6 protein-coding genes are annotated in these 6,114 nt (G+C 70.0%); 5 read left to right on the forward strand and 1 reads right to left on the reverse strand.

The features are described 5' to 3' along the window. Positions 1–28 precede the first annotated feature (28 nt). Positions 29–226 carry a hypothetical protein gene (locus V3W47_RS18390; RefSeq protein ID WP_331826691.1) on the forward strand — a complete coding sequence of 66 codons (198 nt, stop codon included), beginning with the start codon at positions 29–31 and terminating at the stop codon, positions 224–226. Between the two features lie 272 nt (positions 227–498). Beyond that, positions 499–1,446, forward strand: a complete 948-nt coding sequence (locus V3W47_RS18395) for a DUF808 domain-containing protein (protein ID WP_331826692.1) — start codon at positions 499–501, stop codon at positions 1,444–1,446. A gap of 70 nt (positions 1,447–1,516) precedes the next feature. Here V3W47_RS18395 and V3W47_RS18400 read toward each other — a convergent pair whose 3' ends face one another. Further along, positions 1,517–2,488, reverse strand: coding sequence for a phosphotransferase (locus tag V3W47_RS18400; protein WP_331826693.1), 972 nt, complete (start codon positions 2,486–2,488; stop codon positions 1,517–1,519). Positions 2,489–2,854: 366 nt separating this feature from the next. On the opposite strand from V3W47_RS18400, the gene V3W47_RS18405 reads away from it, so the two are divergent. The 3 genes from V3W47_RS18405 to V3W47_RS18415 all read left to right on the forward strand — a co-directional run bounded on the left by V3W47_RS18405 (position 2,855) and on the right by V3W47_RS18415 (position 5,290). Beyond that, complete coding sequence (locus V3W47_RS18405) at positions 2,855–3,892, forward strand: tyrosine-type recombinase/integrase (protein WP_331826694.1); 1,038 nt, start codon at positions 2,855–2,857, stop codon at positions 3,890–3,892. 148 nt (positions 3,893–4,040) lie between these two features. Beyond that, positions 4,041–4,913 carry a GNAT family N-acetyltransferase gene (locus V3W47_RS18410; protein WP_331826695.1) on the forward strand — a complete coding sequence of 291 codons (873 nt, stop codon included), beginning with the start codon at positions 4,041–4,043 and terminating at the stop codon, positions 4,911–4,913. Beyond that, positions 4,865–5,290: a hypothetical protein gene (locus tag V3W47_RS18415; protein ID WP_331826696.1), complete on the forward strand. Its 426-nt coding sequence runs from the start codon at positions 4,865–4,867 to the stop codon at positions 5,288–5,290. The genes V3W47_RS18410 and V3W47_RS18415 overlap by 49 nt, the downstream gene beginning before the upstream one ends. Positions 5,291–6,114 lie beyond the last annotated feature (824 nt).

The raw sequence follows: 6,114 nt of genomic DNA on the forward strand, positions 1-6,114 counted from the left end.
GTGTCCCTGAGCAGGTGTAAGGTGAGCCATGCCCAGCAAACAGGCGGCGACGGCGGAATGGAAGACCCGTGCCCTGGAACTCGCCGAGCAGATCGTCCACCGCGCGCTCGACAAGCCCGCAAGCCTGGAGGAAGCCCTGGCCTACGCGCGGGCCGTCCGCGAGGTCTACAGTGCCCTGCTGGGGGAGACCCCGGCGGAGGACCGCCCGGCGAGGAAGACGACCTGAGACTGAGGGGGTGGCCAGCAGCGGCCAGCAGCGGCCAGCAGCGGCCAGCTTCCAGCCGCCAGCCACCGGAATACTCTTCTCTCCGTCAAGACCCGTGGTGTGGGCTGTCCCTGTGCCGCCCGCCGCCGCGCCCCGGTCCCAAAGGGCAACGCACCGTAAATAGCCCCTGACCCCGCCGCAGGCTGAGGTTGGTAGGCTGTGAATCCTATGGCCGCCCGGCACCCCTTCCATACCCTCCCCGACTCCCAGCGTCTTCCCGGCGGGCAGGCCCGATGAGCGGCGGTCTCGTCGCGCTGCTCGACGACGTGGCGGCCATCGCCCGGCTCGCGGCGGCCTCCATCGACGACATCGGGGCCGCCGCGAGCAAGGCGGGGGTCAAGGCCATCGGTGTGGTGGTGGACGACACGGCGGTGACGCCGCGTTACGTCACGGGCTTCTCGCCCGAGCGCGAGCTGCCGATCATCTGGCGCATCGCGCGCGGCTCGCTGCGGAACAAGGTGGTGTTCATCCTGCCCGTGGCGCTGCTGCTCAGCCAGTTCCTGCCGTGGGCGATCACGCCCCTGCTGATGGTGGGCGGGGCCTATCTGTGCTTCGAGGGTGCCGAGAAGCTGTACGAGGCGGTGGCCGGGCACCACGAGGACGCCCACGCGCAGGAGGCCAAGCTCTCCAGCCAGGCCCACGAGGAGCAGATGGTCTCCGGGGCGATCCGCACCGACTTCATCCTCTCGGCGGAGATCATGGCGATCGCGCTCGCGGAGGTGGCCGACCAGACGTTCGCGTTGCGCGCGGTGATCCTCCTGGTCGTGGCGCTCCTGATCACCGCGCTGGTGTACGGGGTGGTCGGCCTGATCGTGAAGATGGACGACCTCGGCCTGCGGCTGGCGAACGGCTCCGGCCCCTCACGTGGTCTTGGGCGCGGCCTGGTGAAGGGCATGCCGATGGTCCTGGCGGCCCTGTCCGTCATCGGCACGGCGGCGATGCTGTGGGTGGGCGGCCACATCATCCTCGTCGGGCTGGAGGAGTTCGGTGTCGGCGGGCTGGCCCACGCCCTGCACGACGACGCGGTGGCGGCGGGCCACGCCGTGCCGTTTGCCGGGGGCGTGGTGGAGTGGTTCGTGGAGACGCTCGGCTCGGCCATGATCGGCCTGCTCATCGGGGCCGTCATCGTGGCGGCGCTGCACTTCCTGCCGAGGAAGCAGGGCGCGCACGCCGGGCACTGAGCGTCGGCTCCACGCCCGATAGAACGTCAACGACGTTGCCGGAACGGAACGCCCGCCGTCTGTCAGTCGGTCAATCCGTCCCCGCGTTCGCCAACACGCGGAGGCGTTCGAGGAGACGCGCGGGCGGGACCTCCTCCAGGCTCGACCGACCCCACGCCCCGGTCTCCCACATGGCGAACCAGTCGCCGGGGTCCCACAGCTGACGCACCTCGGTGAACAGGGGCACGCTATCCATGTCTCTCTGCGACCACGGACGCACCGTCCGGTAGCCCCCGAGCAGGGCGTTCCACCGCGTCTCGTCGAGGCGAAGCCGCAACACCGCCAGATCGTACGCCCGCCAGCCGAGGCCGGAGTGGTCGAAGTCGAACAGGGTGCACCCGTGCTCCTCGCTCACATGCACGTTGCCCAGGTGCAGATCACCATGCACGAAGCCGAACGCTCCGGCGTCCCGTGGAAGCCTCGAGAGCCGCCGCTTGAGACCCTCCCCGTACTCCCGCAGAAAGCCCGCCTCCTGACCCAGCATGCGCTGGAGGGCGGCGACGGGCCGGTCCACCAGGAACGTTTCGTCCAGGCTCGGTCGACGGTGGCCGAGCCGGGCCTCATCGGCCCTGAGATGGAGCGTGGCGACGGTCAGACCCAGGTGGTGGGCGGCGCTCTCACTCAACTCCCCGCCTGAAACCTCGTCGCCCTCCGCGAACTCGAAGAGGGCCACGTGCCGTTCACCATGAGCGTCTTCCACCCGACCGAGCAGGGTGCCGTCTCGGCGGGCGATGGGCGAACTCACGCTGACGCCCTGAGCTTTCAACCCGGCCAGGACCTCCACTTCCGAGAGGAAGTCGTGAGGGCCACGGAGATACGGCTTGTCGTCGAGGTAGACGCGGAGGATGAAGCGTTGCCCCCCGGCGGTCACGAGGGAGTGATCGTTGTACCCGCGACGCAGAAAGCGCAGTTCGGTCGGTTCGGGCAACGCGTAGGCGAGCAGGGCGCGCTCAAGGAGCGTTTCGGGCACGAGTGGAGGAAAGGCGTCGGCGGCAAGAGTCATGGGCGCAGTCCTCCCTGCCTGGCGATGATCGGTCCTCCCATGCAGTTCAGGACGATTCCAGCGACTACCTGAGATGCGATTCGGTCAACACGCGTTCTGCTTCCGCCTCTTCACAACTCGGCAAAGCGCGCTGCCTCTGGATTCGCCTCGCACGGCACCACCGACCGTCTTCACAATCTTAACGTCCAGCCAGGGCGCATCTCTGTCGTGCCTCTCCCAGTGCCTGAGACGAGTGAGAGGGGGTGGGAATGAAGGCCGTGAGTCACCCTCCCGGCACGAGGTCGGCAACTCGACCTCCCTCACCAGGGTCATGGGCCAGCCGACGATTTCTTTGATAACACACCTTATCGTAGAATTTACCCCACCATGACCCTCGTCCTCCCGCACGCCGACCTTCATACCCGCACCGCCCACCTCGCCGCGCTGCCGCCGGACGAGCGCCGCCGCCGGGCGACCGAGGCGGCCCGCGACAAGGACGCGGGGACGCTGTGGCTGCTCGCCGAGGCGTACCTGACCCTGCACGGCGAGGCGGGGGCGCTGCTGAGCGCGCACACGCGGCGCAGTTACCGAACCGGGGTGCGGCTCTTCGTGGCGCACGCGGGGGCCGGGGCGTGGAACCTGCTGCGGCCCGAGCGCGACCTCGCGCAGACGTGGGTGAACGAGCTGCTGCTGCGGCAGGGCCGGTCCATCGGGACGGTGCGCTCGCGGGTGGCCGCCGCCGCGCTGCTGTACCGGGCGCTGCGCTGGGCGGGGGCGACCCAGGCCACGCCCTTCGAGGACGTGGTGCTGCCGCGCGACCGCCGTCACCCGCTGGAGAAGAACCCCCCGTACTCGGAGGCGGTGCTGGAGCGGGTGTACGCCCGGCTGCGGGCGGGGACGGAGGCGGCCCCCCCGCGCACGCGGACGCGCTGGCTCCAGACCCGGCTGTTGGTGCTGCTGCTCGCGCACAGCGGGCTGCGGATTCAGGAGGCCCTCGACCTGACGTGGGCGGACGTGGATCTCACCGAACTCGACCTCACCGTCCGCTCGGGCAAGGGGCGGCGCTCGCGGCTCGTGCCCCTCACGCCGCCGCTCGCTCACGCTCTGCGCGCCGCGCGGCTGCTGCCCCGGCGGCGCACCCACCGGGGCGACCGGGTGTTCTCCTTCCGCGACCGGGCGAGCGCGGCCTACCACGTCGCCCCGCTGTTCGCGCAGGAGGACGGGGACGGCGGCACCGACTGGCGCGGCTTCCACGCCTTCCGCAAGGCGATGGGATCACGGCTCTACGAGGAGCTGGGCGATTTCGTCGCCGTGGCGGAGGTGCTCGGCCACGCCGATGTCAACACCACGCGCGGCTACGTCCGGGTGGGGCACCGCCGGGCAAAGCGGGCGATGGGAACGTGGGGGGGAAGTGGTGAGGGATGAGGACCGCCGACCTGCCCTCCCCTCGTCGAGCGCCCCCGAAGTCGTCGTTCGTCGTTCATGGAACGGAGAAACAAGGTTCGGCCCTGAGGCGTCGTGGGCGTTCGGGCTGTCGTGGTGAAGGTGGGTGAAGTGAGCCGTTCTGCGGACCTTGCGCCGCCTCGACGCGCTCTTCTCGCGCTGCGCGGACTCCGGCCTTCAGGTGAACGGCGTCGCGCCGGGCGACCACGAGGCCGGGGGCATCTTCGAGAACGTCCCGCCCGGCGTCGCCCCCGACCGCAAGGCGACGCTCGGTGTGTTCGACGGGGCTGGGCAACTGGTCGGCGTCCTGGAGGCGCTGTGCGACCACCCGGAGGCGGGCACGTGGGACCTCGGGCTGATGTTGCTCGAACCCGGGGTGCGCGGGCGCGGCGCGGGCGCGGCCCTGCACGGGGCGTTCGCGGCGTGGGTGCGCGGTCAGGGCGGGCGACGCGTCGTGCTGTCGGTCGTGGAGGAGAACGGGGCGGGGCTGCGCTTCTGGCGGCGGCTCGGCTACAAGCACACGCGCCGTCTGCCACCAGCGAGGTTTCCACAAGAAGACGCACGTGCCCTTCGAGTCGGCGCGATTCCTGGCGTGAGGCGACGCCCGAACGTTCTGGAGACGCGGGGCCGCGTGGGGGTCGCCCCGAAGCGGCCCAGCGGTCAGGGGTCGGTTCCGGCAGCTCGGCCTGCAAGGATTCCTCGTCTGCCTCCAGTGTTCCTCGCCTATCCTCATGGAACTGTGGACGATCCGCCTGCCCCCACCACACCCGCTCAGCGTTCCCGGATCACGGCCCTCGACTGGTCGCGCACGCCGCTCGGTCCCCAGGCGCGGGGGCCGCACAGCCTGCGCGCGGCCCTGGACCTCGTGCTGTCCAGCGCCCTTCCCAGCGGGAGCGGCGCATGGTCTTCGTGGACGGCTGGGAGACGCCGGCCCAGGGCGTCGAGGAGCCGGCGGTGTACGGGGCCGTGGCGTTCCAGCCCTTCTTCGAGGGGGACGAGGTAATCGGCGTCCTCGCGGCGGGCCTGCGGCTGCGGGGCCGCACCCGCTGGGGCGGGCGGGAGCAGGGGGTGTTCCGGGCGCTGGGGCACGGCCTGACCCTGGCGCTGCAACGGGCGGGGGCGGTGCGGGCGCTCGCCGAGGAGCGTGAGGCGCTGGCCGCCGTCGCCCGCTTCACCGACCTCGCGGCGGACACGGGCGACGTGGATACCCTCGCCCGGCAGGCGGCGGACGTGTTCCACACCGTGCTGGGGATTTCCGGCGCGCTGTACACCGAGCGGGAGGGCGACGGCTGGCGGGTGCGTCACCCGAGCGGCCCGGTGCTCTCACCGTCCGCCGCAGAACCGGGGGCGGCCCTGCCCGCACGCACCCCCAGCCTCTGACCGATTTTACTCATCTGACACGAAGTTTAATAGCGAGAGGTGGCTGTGGCTACTGGAGTTGGAACAGGCCCCTGTGTTCAGCGCCTGCGGGTGCTCATGGTTCCTGGTCTCCGGTCAAAGGGGGACGACAACTTCTGCCAACTCAGGCCAGGCCAGAACAACGCCTCGGAGTGCGGCCCCCTCGTCTGCCGTGCCACAGGAGCCGACGTTTCAGTCCCCTACCGCTCGGGAAGTCGTTGGAACCAACTGGCGCTCGCCGTGGACGCGGCGCGGCGGATGTTTCAGTCCCCTACCGCTCGGGGAAGTCGTTGGAACCGATGAACTCACCGACCGCCTGCGGGACGGCGACGGGTTTCAGTCCCCTACCGCTCGGGGAAGTCGTTGGAACCCTTTGCTTTCGCGCCCAGCCCCCTTCGTGGTGGCGTTTCAGTCCCCTACCGCTCGGGGAAGTCGTTGGAACTCATGACTGCCGCGATGGGCACGAAGTAAGGCATGTCGTTTCAGTCCCCTACCGCTCGGGGAAATCGATGTCGCGTTCAGCGCGCAGACGTACCAGCCCTGCCAGTACAGTTTCAGTCCCCTACCGCTCGGGGAAGTCGATGTCGCCCTTTACCAGCCGCGCTAAGGCGACCCTCCAGAGCGGTTTCAGTCCCCTACCGCTCGGGGAAGTCGATGTCGCGTCGCCAGAGGCGCGGTAGCTGACCGCCTGACAGAAAGTATGAGAAAGCGTCCCCGGTAGGGGACACTTTCTGTTTGTGACAACTGAAAATGCCGCCGGGGACGCTCCTCGACTCTACCAGGCTGTCCTGGCTCAGCTCCAGACT

Source organism: Deinococcus sp. YIM 134068, assembly GCF_036543075.1.
In the GTDB taxonomy this organism is placed as follows: domain Bacteria; phylum Deinococcota; class Deinococci; order Deinococcales; family Deinococcaceae; genus Deinococcus; species Deinococcus lichenicola.